Here is a 15,360-nt window from a genome sequence, read left to right on the forward strand (position 1 = left end):
GTGCCCGTTTTTATTGCGCTTGGCGCCGGCTTGTTGAATGCTTGAACTTCTGACCGTGGCGTTGGCCTCCCTGATGGCCGGCTTTGTGGATGCCATCGTGGGTGGCGGTGGGCTGATCCTGGTGCCGGCCCTGTTCAGCGTCTTTCCGGGCGCGGCGCCGGCCACCCTGTTCGGCACCAACAAGGGCGGGGCCATCTGGGGCACGGCCTGGGCCAGTCTGCAGTACGCCCGCCGCGTCACCTTGCCCTGGCACGCGCTGCTGCCCGCCGCAGGCGCGGCCCTGGGGGGCAGTTTTGTGGGGGCCTGGGCCGTGACCCTGGTGGATCCCAGCGGTCTGCGCAAGGCCCTGCCCCTGATTCTGCTGGCGGTGCTGATCTACACCCTGCTCAAGAAGGACCTGGGCCGCGAGCATCAACCGCGCTACCGCGGCGGGCGCGAGGCCCTGGTGGCCAGCGCCATCGGGCTCACCATCGGCTTCTACGACGGCTTCTTCGGTCCCGGCACCGGCAGCTTCTTCGTCTTTCTCTTCGTGCGCCTGCTGGGCTTTGATTTCCTGCACGCCTCGGCCAGTGCCAAGCTGCTGAACACGGCCACCAATGCCTCGGCCCTGCTGCTGTTTGCGCTCAAGGGCCATGTCTGGTGGCATATCGCGGCGGTCATGGCGGTGACCAATGTGCTCGGTAGCCTGCTGGGCACCCGGCTGGCCCTCAAGCATGGGGCGGGCTTTGTGCGCGGCATGTTCGTGCTGGTGGTCAGTGCCCTGATCCTGAAGACCGGCTGGGATGCTTTCATGCGCTAGCCGCGGCTGGCGCTACCATTCGCCCACTGCTCATCTCCGCAAATCACGCCCTCATGCCCGTCGATCCCCAACTCCGTTCGCTTGACATCGAGATCCCCACCCAACCCGAGGTGCTGGTCAAGCTGTCCCTGTTGATGGCGGATGAGGATGTGGACCTGCCGGCCATCTCGGCCCTGGTGGAGTCCGATATGGCCCTGGCCGCGGCGGTCCTCAAGGCGGTCAACTCCTCGCTTTACGGCCTGCAGGGCCGGGTGCAGACCGTGCACCAGGCCCTGACCTATCTGGGCATGCGCGAGGTCGCGGCCATCACTTTCGAGATGGGCCTGCGTGCCGCCTTTCCCTCGGCGGCCGAGCTGGAACCGGTCTGGCAGCGCGCCTCGCGACGCGGACTGCTGATGGGGCGCATGGGCCAGATGCTGGGTGTGGACCCCTGGGCCGCACACTCGGCCGGCCTGTTCGAGGAATGTGGCAAGGCCGTGCTGTACCGTCATGCCTCGGCCCATTACCCGGCCATGCTTCGCGCCGCCACGCGCGACGCCGAGCTGGTGCAGCTGGAGCACACGGCTTTTGGCGTGAGCCACGATGCCCTGGGCGCCGCCCTGTGCGAGAGCTGGGGCCTGGCCCAGGCCGCGGTGGCCAGCGTGCGCCACCATGTGCAGATGCAGGACAGCCTGATCATTCCCGACCTGGTGCAGCGCCGCAGCGTCTGCGCCATCTCCGTCATGGCCTGGGCTCTGATGCACAAGCCCGAGGAGCTGGAAGACGTGGCCCGCGCCATCGCCCCCCAGGCCCAGCTGGACGAGACCCTGGTGCTGCGCGCCGCACGCCGGGTCAGCGAGCAGCTGCAGGAAGCGCAGGCGCACGGCCGATAAGCCCGGGCCGGCGTCCGGCGGTGGCGGTGAGATTCAGGCCGCCAGGCTGAGGCGGTCGCGACCGGCGTGCTTGGCCACGTACAGGGCCTCGTCGGCCGCCTGCAGCAGGGCCTGCGGGCTCAGATAGGTCTGCGCCGGGCGGAAGACGGCCAGACCTACGCTCAGCGTGAGCCGAGGGCTTGTGGCTGAGCCCTTGGGATGCGGGATGGCCAGGGCCGCGAGAGCCTCGCGCAGCTGTTCCAGCAGGTCCTGGGCCTGATCGCGGTCACAGCCCGGCAGCAGCACGCCAAATTCCTCACCGCCCAGGCGCGCCACCAGATCGGTGTCGCGCTTGAAGCGGTCCGCCAGCAGCTGGGCCATCTGCCGCAGGACGGCGTCGCCGGCCTCCCGCCCCAGGGCCTCGTTGTAGGCCCGGAAGTGGTCCAGGTCCAGCACCGCCAAGGCCAGCAGGCCTTGCTGGCGCTGCGCACGCTTGAACTCGCGGCGCAGCGCATCATCGAACTCGCGCCGGTTGGCCAGGCCGGTCAGGGCATCGTGGCGGCTCAGGCTGGCCAGTTCGCGCTGGGCGGACTCCAGGGCCAGCCGGGCCTGCTCCAGGGCCAGGCTGCGCTGCTCCACCTCGAGGCGCAGTTGCTCCGCCCGGTTCTGCTCGCGGCGCAGCTGGGCCCCCATGCTCTGCTGCACGCGCTCGAAAGCCTGGTTGATCTGCTGCAGCTCGCGCGGACCGCCGTCCTGCTTCTCCAGCCAGCTGGGAGGTGGCTGGGTGGGGTCGAAGGCATGGGCCTGCTCCGCCAGACGGCGCAGCGGGCGCAGCAGGGCGTTCTCCAGCAGCAGCATGAAGACCAGGCCCACGGCCAGCACCAGCAGCAGATCCTGCAAGGCCATGCCGAGGACCTGATCCGTGCCGAGGCTGGCTTCGTGGTGGCTGCGTATCAGGCTGGCCAGGCCCACGCCGGACAGCCCCACGCTCAGCATCAGCAGCATCGCCCGGGTCTTGAGCGATGCGCCGGCGGGCGAGGTCAGGGCCTTGCGGAGGAGGCGGGGGCTGAGCTTCATGCGAAGGGCTTGCGGGGACTCGTGAAATTGTGCCCGCGGCATGGATGCCGCGGCATGGGCATCGACTCCGGGTATGTCCGGGGTGCGGGGGCGGGATCACGAACTAAATTCGTAATTACTTATATTTGGATGGAAAGCTGGTAGACATGGACAGCGCTCAATCCGCCCCCGACGAGGCCGATCGCGTTTACGAGATGGCCGCCGAGCTGTTCGGCCTGATGGCCACCCCCTTGCGCCTCAAGATCATCAGCGCCCTGTGCCGATGCGAGAAGACGGTGGGTGAGCTGGTGAGCGAGCTGGGCAGCAGCCAGCCCAATGTCTCCCAGCATCTGGCCCATCTCTACCGGGCCGGCATCCTGGCCCGGCGGCGGGAGGGGGTACAGATCTTCTACCGCGTGCAGAACGAGCGCGCCGTGGCCCTGTGCCGCGCGGTCTGCACCCAGATCGCCATCGAGATCGAGGACCCGGCCGCCCTGGCCCCCGAGCAGCGCCTGCTGGCGCCGCGTCACTGAGCGCCGGATTGTCATGAGCGCGCCCCTGAGACCCGCCCGCCTGCTGCCGGCCCCGGAGCATTTCCTCGATCTCCAGCGCTTGGCGAGCGAAGCATCGCTGCCGGCGCGGCGCGGCCTGCTGCGCGCTGCCTTTGCCGCGGCCAGTGCGGCCCTGCTGGCGGGGGCCGCGCGCGGCCAGGCCAATCCCGTGCCGGCCGGGGGCGGTGATCCGAACATCCTGAATCTGCCGCCGCACTCCACGGCCCTGGGCCAGCCGGTGGCGCTGGAGGGCTATGGCAAGCCCTCCAGGTACGAGGCCAATCTGCAGCGCCGCCCGAGTCCGGGGCTGACCCAGACCCGCCAGGCCTCGGTGTCCTTCGCGCCCTTGCAGGGCCTGTTCGGCATCGTCACGCCCAGCGGCCTGCACTTCGAGCGCCATCACCAGGGTTGGTGGGACATCGATCCCAGCGGCCATCGCCTCATGGTCAACGGCTCGGACGAGAAGATGCTCAAGCGCCCCATGGTCTTCACCATGGACGAGCTGATGCGCCTGCCCAGCGTCTCGCGCTTTCACTTCATCGAGTGCGGCGCCAATACCGGCATGGAGTGGGGCAATGTGGCCGTGCCCACCGTGCAGTACACCCACGGCATGCTCAGCTGCAGCGAGTTCACCGGCGTGCGCCTGATCGATGTGCTGGAAATGTGCGGCGTCGACCTGAAGCGCGCCCGCTTCGTGCTGGCCGAGGGCGCCGACGGCTCCTCCATGACCCGCACCCTTCCCATGGAGCTGGTGAGGCGCGGCGAGGTGCTGCTGGCCTATGGCCAGAACGGCGAGATGCTGCGCCCCGAGAACGGCTACCCGCTGCGCCTGGTGGTGCCGGGTGTGCAGGGCGTGAGCTGGGTGAAATACCTGCGCCGCATCGAGGTGGGGGACCAGCCCTGGGCGACCAAGGACGAGAACATCCACTATATCGACCTGATGCCCGACGGCCTGCACCGCGAGTACACCTCCATCCAGGAGGTCAAGAGCGTGGTGACCACGCCCAGCGGGGGTCAGGTCTTGCTGGACAAGGGCTTCTACAGCATCAGCGGCCTGGCCTGGTCGGGCCGTGGGCGCATCGCCAAGGTGGATGTCTCGGTGGATGGCGGGCGCAACTGGCGCGCGGCGCGTCTGCAGGGCCCGGTGATGGACAAATGCCTGACCCGCTTCAATCTGGACTGGGTCTGGGACGGCAGGCCCGCCCTGGTCATGAGTCGGGCCACCGACGAGACCGGCCATGTGCAGCCCAACTACGGCCAGTTGCGCGCGGTGCGCGGCACGCGCTCGATTTATCACAACAACGCCATCCAGACCTGGCTGGTGCAGGAGTCCGGGGAGGTGAAGAATGTTCAGCTCTCCTAGCCGCCTGCTGGTGGCCGCGCTGCTGGCCGCAGCCTCGCTGGCCCAGGCGCAGACATCGGCCCCGAGGTTCGAGGGCATAGGCCGCACGGCCACCCCGGCCGAGCTCAGGGCCTGGGACATCGATGTGCGCCCCGATCTGCGCGGCCTGCCGCCGGGCCGCGGCACCGTGGCCCAGGGCCAGGATCTCTGGGAGGCCAAATGCGCCGGCTGCCACGGCGTGTTCGGCGAGTCCAACGAGGTCTTTAATCCCCTGGTGGGCGGCACCACGAAAGAAGACATCAGGACCGGCCGCGTGGCGGCCCTGCGCAACAACAGCTATCCCGGCCGGACCACCATGATGAAGGTGTCCGAGATCACGTCCTTGTGGGACTACATCAACCGCGCCATGCCCTGGACCGCGCCCAAGACCTTGAAGCCGGACGAGGTCTATGCGGTCACGGCCTATCTGCTCTCCCTGGCCGATGTGCTGCCGGCCGACGGCGAGCTGTCCGACAAGAATATGGCCCAGGTGCAGCAGCGCCTGCCCAACCGTCACGGCAAGATCAACACGCTCACCATGTGGCCCGATGGCCAGCGGCGCCAGCCCGATGTGCAGGGGTCGGCCTGCATGAAGAACTGCGCAACCGAGCCCAGGATTAGCTCCTACCTGCCGGAGTTCGCCCGCGATGCCCACGGCAATCTGGCCCAGCAGCAGCGCCTGGTGGGGCCGCAGCGCGGACAGGACACGCTGCGCAAGGCGGCGGCCCCGGCCGCCCAGGCCACGGCGGCGCCGGCCGTGGCCAAGCCGGTCACGGCCCTGTTGCAGCAGCACGCCTGCCTGGCCTGCCACCAGGTGGACGGCAAGCTGGTCGGCCCCTCTCTGCGCGAGGTGGCTGCGCGCTACCGTGATCGGCCGGATCGGCGCGACTATCTCAGTGAGAAGCTCAGAAGCGGTAGCGCCGGCGTCTGGGGGCCGGTGCCCATGCCGGCCCAGGCCCATGTGCCCGAGGCCGATCTCAAGGCCATCGTGGATTGGCTGGCCGAGGGGGCCAGGCCGTGATGCGCACGCCCACGCTGCGGACGGGGCACTCAAGCCCGACAATAGATGATCGAGATCAAGGAGACGCCATGCTGAATCGCCGAGACATGATGCAACACAGCGCCGTGGTGGCTGGCCTGCTGGCCAGCGCCGGCTTGCTGCCGGGCCTGGCCCAGGCCCAGGCGCTCAACCGGGCCGCCTTCGATGCCAAGAGCATGGACGAGATGTTCAAGGCCATGGGCCTGACGGCCAAGCCGGTGGAGAGCAAGGAAGTCACGCTCACCGGTCCGGACATCGCCGAGAACGGTGCGGTCGTGCCCCTGGGGGTGGCCAGTGCGGCTGCGGGCGTCAAGCGCCTGCTGCTCCTGGTCGAGAAGAATCCCAATGTGCTGGCAGCGGCCTTCGAGGTCAGCGATGCGGTGGAGCCCAGCATGTCCACCCGGGTGAAGATGGGTCAGACCTCCAATGTCTACGCCGTGGCCATCACCGCCGACAACAAGGTCTTGTTTGCCCAGAAGGAAGTCAAGGTCACCCTGGGTGGCTGCGGCGGGTGAAGTGTCAGCCCCTCGCTCGCGGGTACGCGAGCGGCCCCCCGAGGGGGCGCAAGCGCCTCGGGGCCCTGGCCCCATGGTCGCTTGCAGGCGTCGTTCTTGGGGCGGCCCGGCGAACGACTTGAATACGAACAGGAGATAGACAAATGGCAGATCCGATGCGAATTCGCGCCCAGGCGCAAGGCGGCAATGCGGTGGTGCGTGTGCTGATGAGCCACGAGATGGAAACCGGCCAGCGCAAGGATGCCGCCGGCAAGACCATTCCGGCCTGGTACATCACCGACGTCAGCGCGGCCCTGAATGGCAAGACGGTGATGACGGCGCAATGGGGCCCGGCCGTTTCCAAGAACCCCTTTCTGCAGTTCACGGTCAAGGGCGCCAAGGCCGGCGACAAGCTCAGCGTCAGCTGGGTCGACAACCGCGGCGACAAGCGCACGGACGAGGCCACGGTCGCCTGAGCCCCACCGGGCCGATAACAAGCACAAGGAGACACGCATGCGGAAACTCGTTCGCACCGCCGTGGCCTGCATGCTGGCGGGCCTGTGCGCCGCGCCGGCCCTGGCCCAGACCAGCTCGGCCGACGGTATCGCGCAATACCGCGCCATGCTGGCCGATGGCAACCCGGCCGAGCTGTTCGAGGCCAGGGGCGAGGACTTGTGGAAGACCAGGCGCGGGCCCAAGAACGCCTCGCTGGAGCGCTGCGATCTGGGCAAGGGCCCCGGCGTGGTCAAGGGCGCCTTCGTGGAGCTGCCGCGCTACTTTGCCGACACCGGCCGCATGCAGGACCTGGAGTCCCGCCTGCTGAGCTGCATGGAGACCCTGCAGGGCCTGGACGCCAAGCAGATTGCCGCCACCCCCTTTGGCCGCGAGGAGCAGAAGAACCTCGAGGGCCTGGTGGCCTGGATCTCGGCCGAGTCGCGCGGACTCAAGTTCAATCTGCCCCAGGCGCATGAGCAGGAGCGTCGCAGCTACGAGCTGGGCAAGCGCGCCTTCTTCTTCCGCGGCGGCCCCTACGATTTCGCCTGTGCCTCCTGCCATGGCGAGGACGGCAAGCGCATCCGCCTGCAGGACCTGCCCAATCTGACCAAGAACCCGGGTGACGGCGTGGGCTTCGCGGCCTGGCCGGCCTACCGCGTCTCCAGCGGCGAGCTCTGGGGCATGCAGCGCCGCCTCAACGACTGCTTCCGCCAGCAGCGCTTCCCCTTCCCGGGCTATGCCTCGGACGTGACCATCGCCCTGGCGACCTATATGGGCGTCAACAGCAAGGGGGCCGTCTCCATCGCCCCTTCCATCAAGCGCTGAAGCCCGCAGGAGAGTCCCATGCACAGCAAGCACAAGAAGATGCTGGCCCTGGCCGGCGGCCTGAGCGCCCTGGCCCTGGTCGGTTGCGCCAGCCTGCCCAGCAGCGCCGAGCTGGATGCCGAGGCCCAGGCCATGATGAAGGCATCCTTCCGTGGGCAGGGCATCGCCAAGATGGACCGGGTCGAGCAAGACCTGGCCCAGCGAGCCTGCTCCGCCGAGAACCAGCCGGACGCGGCCACCCAGCAGCGCATCGAGGCCGAGCAGATGGCCACGATCAAGTGGCCTGCCGGCGGCCAGTACCTGGGTGACTGGCGCGAGGGCGAGAAGCTGGCACAGAATGGCCGCGGCATGACCTGGACCGATGCGGCCGGCGCGCCCAGCGGCGGCAACTGCTACAACTGCCACCAGATCAGCAAGGCCGAGATCAGCTTCGGCACCATCGGCCCCAGCCTCTACCAGTACGGCAAGCTGCGCGGCGTCAGCGATCCCGCCGCCCCCGAGACGGCCGCCATCGTGCAATACACCTGGGGCAAGATCTGGAACGCCAAGGCCTACAACGCCTGCTCCGGCATGCCGCGCTTCGGCCACGCCGGCGTGCTGACCGAGGCCCAGGTGCGCGACATCATGGCCCTGCTGCTGGACCCCAAATCCCCTGTCAACGCGCAGTAGCGCGTTCGTCCCCCCTGTCTTGATCGGCCCCGCGGGGCCGGCGGAGCCTTGCCCTCATGAACCTCAGCAAACGCGAATTCGTCCAGCTGCTGGGCGCCGCCTCGGTGGCGGGTTTCGGCCTCGGCCGCCAGGCCCACGCGGCGGCGGCCTCTCCCTATGAGCTGCCACCGCCCTTCAAGGGTCCGGGTGCGGTGTCGCTGCTGCACATGACCGACTGCCATGCGCAGCTGCTGCCCATCCATTTCCGCGAGCCCAGCGTGAATCTGGGCTTCGGCTCCCAACTGGGCCAGCTGCCCCATCTGGTGGGCGAGCAGCTGCTCAAGGCGGCGGGCATACGCCCCGGCACGGCCGAGGCCCATGCCTTCAGCTATCTGGACTTCGAGCGCGCCGCGCGCCGCTACGGCAAGGTTGGCGGTTTCGCCCATCTGGCCACCCTGGTCAAGCGCCTGAAGGCCAGCCGGACCGGCGCCCTGCTGCTGGACGGCGGCGACACCTGGCAGGGCTCGGCCACTTCCTTGTGGACCCAGGCCCAGGACATGGTCGAGGCCTGCAAGCTGCTGGGCGTGGACGTGATGACCGGGCACTGGGAGTTCACCTACGGCCAGCAGCGCGTGCAGGAGATCCTGGACAAGGACTTCAAGGGCCGGCTGGACTTCGTGGCCCACAACGTCAAGACCCATGACTTTGGCGACGATGTGTTCGCGCCCTACACGCTGAGGGAAATCAACGGCGTGCCGGTGGCCATCATCGGCCAGGCCTTTCCCTACACGCCCATCGCCAACCCGCGCTATCTGGTGCCGGACTGGAGCTTCGGCATCCGCGAGCAGGAGCTGCAGCAGCAGATCGACGCGGTGCGGGCCAAGGGGGCGCAACTGGTGGTGCTGCTCAGCCACAACGGCATGGATGTGGACCTGAAGCTGGCCGCCAGAGTCTCGGGCCTGGACGTCATCCTGGGCGGCCACACCCATGACGGCGTGCCGCTGCCGGTGGCGGTCAAGAACCGCGGCGGCCAGACCCTGGTGACCAATGCGGGCAGCAATGGCAAGTTCCTGGGCGTGCTGGATGTGCAGGTGAGGAACGGCCGCGCGGCCGAGTTCCACTACCGCCTGCTGCCGGTGTTCGCCAATCTGCTGCCGGCCGACGCCCAGATGCAGGCCCTGATCACGAAGCTGCGCGCGCCCTATGCGGCCAGGCTGGCCGAACCCCTGGCCGTCACCGAAGGTCTGCTCTACCGCCGCGGCAATTTCAATGGCAGCTGGGACCAGCTCCTCTGCGACGCGCTGATGCAGGCGCAGGGGGCTGAAGTAGCCTTCTCGCCGGGCTTTCGCTGGGGCACGACCCTGCTGCCGGGCCAGACCATCACGCGCGAATTCCTGATGGACCAGACCGCCATCACCTATCCGCACACCACGCTCACCGAGATGAGCGGCGAGATGATCAAGACCGTGCTGGAGGACGTGGCGGACAACCTCTTCAACCCCGACCCCTATTACCAGCAGGGCGGGGACATGGTGCGGGTGGGCGGCCTGAGCTATCGCTGCACGCCCACGGCCGGCATGGGCGCGCGCATCGACGAGATGCGCCTGAACGGCCGGCTCATCGAGGCCGGCAAGCGCTACAAGGTGGCGGGCTGGGCCCCGGTGTCGGAAGAGGCCGCCCAGGCCGGCAGCAAGCCGGTGTGGGAGCTGGTGGAGGGCTGGCTCAAGGCCAGCCCCGGCGGGCGCGTGGCCCCACGCCGGCTCAACAGCCCCACCCTGGTGGGCGCGGCCGGCAATCCCGGCATGGCTTGATACCGCCGTCGCCCGGCCTGATCAGGGCAGGGTGCAGGAGGGCAGGCGCAGCGCGCTGTGAAAGCGCCGCGCCTGGCCCGTCAGCGGGTCCGTGAAGGCGATCTCGCGCGCCAGCAGCTGCAGCGGGCGCTCGAAGCTGGGCTGCGCCTCGTCGGGCTGCAGCAGGGGATAGATGCGGTCGCCCAGCAGGGGCAGGCCCAGGGCGCTCATCTGGGCGCGCAGCTGGTGCTTCTGGCCGGTGCTGGGGCGCAGCTCGTAGCGTGCCAGGCCGCCGGGGAGGCACTGCAGCAGGCTGATCAGCGTCTCGGCATTGGGCTCGCCCGCCACCTCTTGCATCTGCATAAAGGCCTCGGCGCGCTCCTGCAGGCGGCTGCGGTAGCGCAGGGGCAGGGCCAGGTCTTGCCCTGAACGCTCGGGCGCGGGCGCGATGGCCTCGTACACCTTCTCGACCGCGCGCTTGCGGAACAGGCCCTGGTAGGCATCGCGGTCCTGGGGCCGGATGGCGAATAGGCACAGGCCCGCGGTCTCGCGGTCCAGGCGGTGGATGGGCGTGAGTGTGGCCAGACCGGTGCGACGGCGCAGCCGCGTCAGCAGGGTCTGCTGCACATAGCGTCCCTTGGGCGTGACGGGCAGGAAATGCGGCTTGTCCGCCACCAGCAGATGCGGGTCCTGGAACAGGATCTGCTCGGCGAAGGGGATCTCGGGCTCCTGGGCCAGCTGGCGGTAGTAGTAAATGCGGCAGCCGGCGCGGTAGGGCGGGTCGGCTGGCAAGGCCTGGCCCCCTTCGTCCAGCAGCTCGCCCGCGGCCAGGCGCGCGGCCCAGTCGCTGCGGCTCACCAGGGGCAGGCGCTCGGCCAGAAAGTCCAGCAGGCGCGGCCAGGGGCCGGGCGGACAGGCCAGGGCGCTGGCGGCCACACCCTCGCGCAGAGGCAGGGCCAGCTTGGGCGGGCGAGCCATGGCGCGTGCCTACTCGATCTGCGGGCCGCCGCGGGCGCGCTCGTCCAGATAGCGCAGCAGCTTCTGCTGCTCGGCCTCGTCCATGGCGCTGCCGCGCCAGCTGCGCAGGAGGCGCTCACGCTGCGGATCCTGGGCCAGCTGGCGCATGGCCAGGTCTATGGCCTCGATCAGCTGCCGGCCCTCGGGCGTGCGGCTGCAGGAGGCGGTGGCCAGCTGGGTGCTGCGGCCTTCGGCCAGGGGCAGGCGGACCAGATCGGCCGGTCCGCCCTGCTGGCGCAGAAATTCCTGGACCACACTGGGGTACTCCAGCGTGTAGTCCATGCGTTTGGCGCGCAACATGGCCAGCAGCTGGGTGTTGCGGGTCACGGCGATGGTGTGCGGACCCCGAGGACCCTGCTCGGCCAGCAGGCTGTCGATGCGGGGGCCGAAGCTGCGGTCGCGCGGCAGCAGGCCCACCAGGTCGCGCCGCTGCAGGAGCTCGGCGAGCTGCAGGGCCTGTCCATCCTGCTCGAAGCGTGGCAGCGCCTCCTTGCGCACGATGATGTGGATCTGCCGCGCCTGCAAGGCCGGATGCAGGGGCGTGAAGTGCAGCCAGTCCAGACGCTCGGGCCGGCGCACATGGAGCACGCTGCACAGGGTCTCGCCCTGCCGCGACCAGCTCTCATAGCGGGGCGTGCTGGCCTCCACGAACTCGTGGCGGTAGTCCGGCAGGCGCTGGATCAGCAGGCGCAAGAAGCCGTCCACCTCGCCCTGGCCCAGCTCCTCCGGACGGCTGGGCGCACGGCTGCCCAGGTAGCTGAAGTAGGGCGGCACGTCCTGGACCAGCCAGCGCAGGCGCGGCGGGTCCTGGGCCATGGCCAGGGTGGCCGTGGCCAGCAGGGCCAGCCCGGCGGCGAGACGGCGAAGCGGCATGGCGCGCGCTGGCGACAGGCTCAGTCGCCCTCGACCCACTCGACGCGCACGCCCAGCTTGCCGATGTTCTCGGCGAAGTGCGGGTGGGCACGGCGGATGGGCGCTGCGTTGCGGATCACCGAGCGGCCGGGGATGCTGGCCGCCACCATCAGCAGGGCGATGGCCACGCGGATGATGTAGGGGCTTTCCACCTCGGCGGGCGAGAGCGGCTTGCCGCCGAAGGTCACCATGCGGTGCGGGTCGGACAGGAAGGCATGGGCACCGAACTTGGAGAGCTCCGAGGTCCAGCCCATGGCGCCGTCATAGACCTTGTTCCAGAACATCATGCTGCCCTCGGCCTTGACGCCCAGGGCCACGAAGATGGGCAGCAGGTCCACCGGCAGATAGGGCCAGGGCGCGGCCTCCACCTTCTGCAGGATGTTGCGGGTGAAGGGTTCCTTGACCTTGAGCCGGCCGTCCGGTGCCACGATGCTGGCGCGCGACCAGCCGTCCTCATGCGTGATCTGCACGCCGAACTTGGCGAAGGTGCGGTCGATCAGGGGGAACTGCTCGGGGTGCGAGTTCTTTACCTGCACATCGCCACCAGTGATGCCGCCCAGGGCCAGGAAGGTGACGATCTCGTGGAAGTCTTCGGCAAACGTGAAGTCGCCGCCGCCCAGGCGCTCCACGCCATGGATGCTCAGGCGCGAGGTGCCCAGGCCCTCCAGCTTGGCGCCCAGCATCTGCATGAACTGGCAGAACTCCTGCACATGCGGCTCGCTGGCGGCATTCATCAGGGTGGAGCTGCCGTCGGCCAGGGCCGCACAGAGCACGAAGTTCTCGGTGGTGGTGACCGAGGCGTAGTCGGTCCAGTGGTCGTTGGCGCGCAGCTTGCCGGCCACATGCAGGGACAGGCCGTCGGCCAGGCGCTCGACGCGGGCGCCAAAGCGCTCGAAGACCTCCACATGGGGATCGATCTCGCGCGCGCCCAGGGTGCAGCCCTTGACGTCGTCCTCCACCCGCGCGGCGCCGAAGCGCGCCATCAGGCCCGGCACCAGCATGATGGAGCTGCGCATTTCCTCGGGCAGGCGGTCCACGGCGGGGTCGAAATGCGTGTCGCGGTGGTGGATGTCCAGGATGCCGGTCTTGAAGTCCATCTGCACCGAGCTGCCCAGCTTGCGGAAGACCTCCAGGATCTTCTTCACATCGGTGATCTCGGGCACGCCGCGCAGGCGGATGGGCTCAGCGCTCAGCAGGGTGGCGCAGAGTATGGGCAGGACGGCATTCTTGTTGGCCGAGGGAATGATGCGGCCCTTGAGGGGGTTGCCGCCGTGGACGATCAGATTGGACATGCTGCGCGGATTGCCGAGGGAAATGCGGGAGGCTGGGCCGCAATTATCGACCTTGGCCGGCCACCCCAGCGGCTCAACTAGACTTGCAGCGCATTTCAGGAGTGGCTAGGCATGGATCAGCTCAGGGCTCTGCGAGTTTTCGTGCGCGTGATCGACGAGGGCAGTTTTGCCTCCGCGGCACGGGCCCTGGATCTGGCGCCGGCGGTGGTGACCCGCTTGGTGGCCGAGCTGGAGGACCATCTGGGGGCCCGGCTGATCAACCGCACCACACGGCGCCTGGCCCTGACCGATATCGGCGAGGCCTATCTGGAGCGGGCCCGGCGCATCCTGTCGGAGGTGGACGAGGCCACGGCCCTGGCCACCAGTGCCAGCACCGAGCCGCGCGGCCATCTGCGGGTGCTGGTGCCGCCGGCCATTGCCGTGCACCAGCTGGCCAAGCACCTGCCGCGCTTTCACAAGCAGTTTCCCCAGGTGACGGTGGAACTGAGCTCGCCCGGCGGGGTGGAGGCCGTGGACGAGTCTTTCGACATCACCATCCTGCACACCCGCCATCCCCTGGACGGGGATTTCGTGGCGCGGCGCCTGGCGCGTACCGAGGTCATTCTGTGTGCCTCGCCCGAGTATCTGAACCGGCGCGGCCGTCCCGGACATCCGGACGAGCTGCGCGAGCACGACACCCTCTTGCCCCCGCGCTCCGAGCTGCAGCGCGGCATCGTGTTCCAGCGCGGGGCCTGGGGCGATGATGAGCCCCCCGGCGAGACCCATACCTTGGTGCCACGCAAGCCGGTGCTGGCCACCAGCCATCTGGACACTAATTACGCCGCCGCCCTGCACGGCCTGGGCGTGGCGGGCCTGCCCTCCTTCCTGATCGAGGACGCGCTGATGGAGCATGCCCTGGAGCGGGTGCTGCCCGAGTGGCGGCTCTTCAGCGTGGACATCTGGGCCGCCATGCCCTCGCGCAAGCACATGCCGGCCCGCACCCGGGCCTTTCTGGACTTTCTGCTCGAGGTCTTTGGCGGCGAGGACCGCGATCCCTGGCTGGCCGCGGCCGGCTGTGAAACCCGCGTGGAGGTCTGTGGCGCGGCGGCGCCGCAAGCCGCCGCGCCTGCCCAGGCCCTGGTCGAGCCGCTTAGCGCAGACTGAAGCCGGTCTGCGTCAGATGGCCCTGCAGATCTTCCAGCAGCCGGGTCAGGGGCGAGAGCTCGATATAGCGGGTGGAGACCTTGATCGCGTAGGCGAACAGGCGCGGCAGGTCTTCGGCATAGGCGGGCTTGCCGTCGCGGTGCTTGAGGCGGCAGAAGATGCCCAGTATCTTGAGGTGGCGCTGCAGGCCGGCCCATTCCAGGGCGCGCCAGAAGGCGCCGAAGTCCTCGCCAAACTCGTGGTCCGCCAGCAGGCCGGCCTTGCGCGCCTGCTCCCAGTAGCGGATGGCCCAGTCCAGCTCGCGCTCCTCGTCCCAGGAGATGAAGGCGTCGCGCAGCAGGGAGGCCATGTCGTAGGCGATGGGGCCGCGCACCGCGTCCTGGAAGTCCAGGATGCCGGGATTGCCGGCCTCGGCCGGGCAGACCATCAGATTGCGCACCATGAAGTCCCGGTGCATGGGCACTTGCGGCTGGGCCAGCATGGAGCGCACCAGGGCGGCGCAGGTCTTCTCCCACCAGGCCTGCTGGGTCTCGTTCCACTGGCGGCCGAACTCGCGGCCCACGCACCAGTCCACGAAGATCTGCAGCTCGCGGCGGATGAAGGCCTCGTCATAGACGGGCAGGCGGCTGGCGTCGCCGCCGCGCTGCCAGCGGATCAGGGCGCCGATGGCGTCGCGCATCAGGCGGTCGGCCTCGCCGGCCGAGGCCTGCTGCAGTGCCTGCAGATAGGGCTGCTCGCCCAGGTCGGAGAGCAGGAGCAGGCCGCGGTCCTCGGCAAAGTCCAGCACCTCGGGCACATGCAGGCCGCAGGCGGCCAGCTGGGCACCCACTTCCACAAAGGCGCGCATGGAACCGTGCTGGGGCGGGGCGTCCATCACGATGCGGCTGCCACCGCCCTGGCGGTCGACACGCAGATAGCGACGGGTGCTGGCGTCGGCGTGGGCGAGTCGCAGGGTCTCGGGCCGCAGGCCCTGGGCTTCGGCCAGGGCGTTCAACCAGTCGAGAAGTATTGTTTGGCGGGCCGGTTCGGGCCAGTCGATGGGATTCATGCGGGCGGGGCGAGAACGG

At 69.1% G+C, this 15,360-nt stretch carries 16 protein-coding genes; 11 read left to right on the forward strand and 5 right to left on the reverse strand.

The window, feature by feature from the left end; translation table 11 throughout:
• Window positions 1-37: 37 nt before the first annotated feature.
• Window positions 38-799: a TSUP family transporter gene (locus DFR39_RS02610; RefSeq protein ID WP_133601966.1), complete on the forward strand. Its 762-nt coding sequence runs from the start codon at window positions 38-40 to the stop codon at window positions 797-799.
• Between the two features lie 53 nt (window positions 800-852).
• Entirely contained in the window at window positions 853-1,671 is an 819-nt protein-coding gene (locus DFR39_RS02615; RefSeq protein WP_133601967.1) for an HDOD domain-containing protein, read from the forward strand.
• A gap of 33 nt (window positions 1,672-1,704) precedes the next feature.
• On the opposite strand, the gene DFR39_RS02620 is transcribed toward DFR39_RS02615, so the two are convergent.
• The gene (locus tag DFR39_RS02620) at window positions 1,705-2,727 is read right to left on the reverse strand and encodes a GGDEF domain-containing protein (RefSeq protein ID WP_162849388.1); all 1,023 of its coding nucleotides are present in this window, start codon (window positions 2,725-2,727) and stop codon (window positions 1,705-1,707) included.
• A gap of 146 nt (window positions 2,728-2,873) precedes the next feature.
• Here DFR39_RS02620 and DFR39_RS02625 point away from each other — a divergent pair, with 146 nt between their 5' ends.
• From DFR39_RS02625 to soxB, 8 genes are all read left to right on the forward strand, one after another.
• The gene (locus DFR39_RS02625) at window positions 2,874-3,239 is read left to right on the forward strand and encodes an ArsR/SmtB family transcription factor (RefSeq protein ID WP_133601969.1); all 366 of its coding nucleotides are present in this window, start codon (window positions 2,874-2,876) and stop codon (window positions 3,237-3,239) included.
• Between the two features lie 13 nt (window positions 3,240-3,252).
• The gene (gene soxC / locus DFR39_RS02630; RefSeq protein ID WP_133601970.1) at window positions 3,253-4,620 is read left to right on the forward strand and encodes a sulfite dehydrogenase; all 1,368 of its coding nucleotides are present in this window, start codon (window positions 3,253-3,255) and stop codon (window positions 4,618-4,620) included.
• Window positions 4,604-5,659 (forward strand): c-type cytochrome, encoded by a 1,056-nt coding sequence (locus DFR39_RS02635; RefSeq protein ID WP_133601971.1) that lies wholly within the window; start codon window positions 4,604-4,606, stop codon window positions 5,657-5,659. Before soxC ends, DFR39_RS02635 begins: the two co-directional genes overlap by 17 nt.
• Before the next feature lie 68 nt (window positions 5,660-5,727).
• Entirely contained in the window at window positions 5,728-6,192 is a 465-nt protein-coding gene (gene soxY / locus DFR39_RS02640; protein ID WP_133601972.1) for a thiosulfate oxidation carrier protein SoxY, read from the forward strand.
• Window positions 6,193-6,335: 143 nt separating this feature from the next.
• Window positions 6,336-6,647: a thiosulfate oxidation carrier complex protein SoxZ gene (soxZ, locus tag DFR39_RS02645; RefSeq protein ID WP_133601973.1), complete on the forward strand. Its 312-nt coding sequence runs from the start codon at window positions 6,336-6,338 to the stop codon at window positions 6,645-6,647.
• Window positions 6,648-6,684: 37 nt separating this feature from the next.
• Window positions 6,685-7,491: a sulfur oxidation c-type cytochrome SoxA gene (gene soxA / locus DFR39_RS02650; RefSeq protein WP_133601974.1), complete on the forward strand. Its 807-nt coding sequence runs from the start codon at window positions 6,685-6,687 to the stop codon at window positions 7,489-7,491.
• A gap of 18 nt (window positions 7,492-7,509) precedes the next feature.
• A complete protein-coding gene (gene soxX / locus DFR39_RS02655) occupies window positions 7,510-8,160 on the forward strand; it encodes a sulfur oxidation c-type cytochrome SoxX (protein WP_133601975.1) in 651 nt (216 codons plus the stop codon).
• 56 nt (window positions 8,161-8,216) lie between these two features.
• Window positions 8,217-9,950, forward strand: a complete 1,734-nt coding sequence (gene soxB / locus DFR39_RS02660) for a thiosulfohydrolase SoxB (protein ID WP_133601976.1) — start codon at window positions 8,217-8,219, stop codon at window positions 9,948-9,950.
• Between the two features lie 21 nt (window positions 9,951-9,971).
• Here the strand turns inward: soxB and DFR39_RS02665 are convergent, their stop codons facing one another.
• The 3 genes from DFR39_RS02665 to DFR39_RS02675 are packed head-to-tail and all read right to left on the reverse strand — an operon-like array spanning window position 9,972 to window position 13,150.
• A complete protein-coding gene (locus DFR39_RS02665) occupies window positions 9,972-10,907 on the reverse strand; it encodes a pseudouridine synthase (RefSeq protein ID WP_133601977.1) in 936 nt (311 codons plus the stop codon).
• Window positions 10,908-10,916: 9 nt separating this feature from the next.
• Entirely contained in the window at window positions 10,917-11,819 is a 903-nt protein-coding gene (locus DFR39_RS02670) for a TIGR02285 family protein (RefSeq protein ID WP_133601978.1), read from the reverse strand.
• A 20-nt stretch (window positions 11,820-11,839) separates the two neighbouring features.
• Window positions 11,840-13,150, reverse strand: a complete 1,311-nt coding sequence (locus DFR39_RS02675) for a UDP-N-acetylglucosamine 1-carboxyvinyltransferase (protein ID WP_133601979.1) — start codon at window positions 13,148-13,150, stop codon at window positions 11,840-11,842.
• 111 nt (window positions 13,151-13,261) lie between these two features.
• On the opposite strand from DFR39_RS02675, the gene DFR39_RS02680 reads away from it, so the two are divergent.
• Window positions 13,262-14,293 carry a LysR family transcriptional regulator gene (locus DFR39_RS02680; protein WP_133601980.1) on the forward strand — a complete coding sequence of 344 codons (1,032 nt, stop codon included), beginning with the start codon at window positions 13,262-13,264 and terminating at the stop codon, window positions 14,291-14,293.
• Here DFR39_RS02680 and DFR39_RS02685 read toward each other — a convergent pair.
• Window positions 14,280-15,341, reverse strand: coding sequence for an aminoglycoside phosphotransferase family protein (locus tag DFR39_RS02685; protein WP_133601981.1), 1,062 nt, complete (start codon window positions 15,339-15,341; stop codon window positions 14,280-14,282). The two genes, DFR39_RS02680 and DFR39_RS02685, sit on opposite strands and share 14 nt — an antisense overlap.
• Between the last annotated feature and the right edge of the window lie 19 nt (window positions 15,342-15,360).

This window comes from Roseateles asaccharophilus (genome assembly GCF_004362405.1).
GTDB lineage: Bacteria > Pseudomonadota > Gammaproteobacteria > Burkholderiales > Burkholderiaceae_C > Kinneretia > Kinneretia asaccharophila.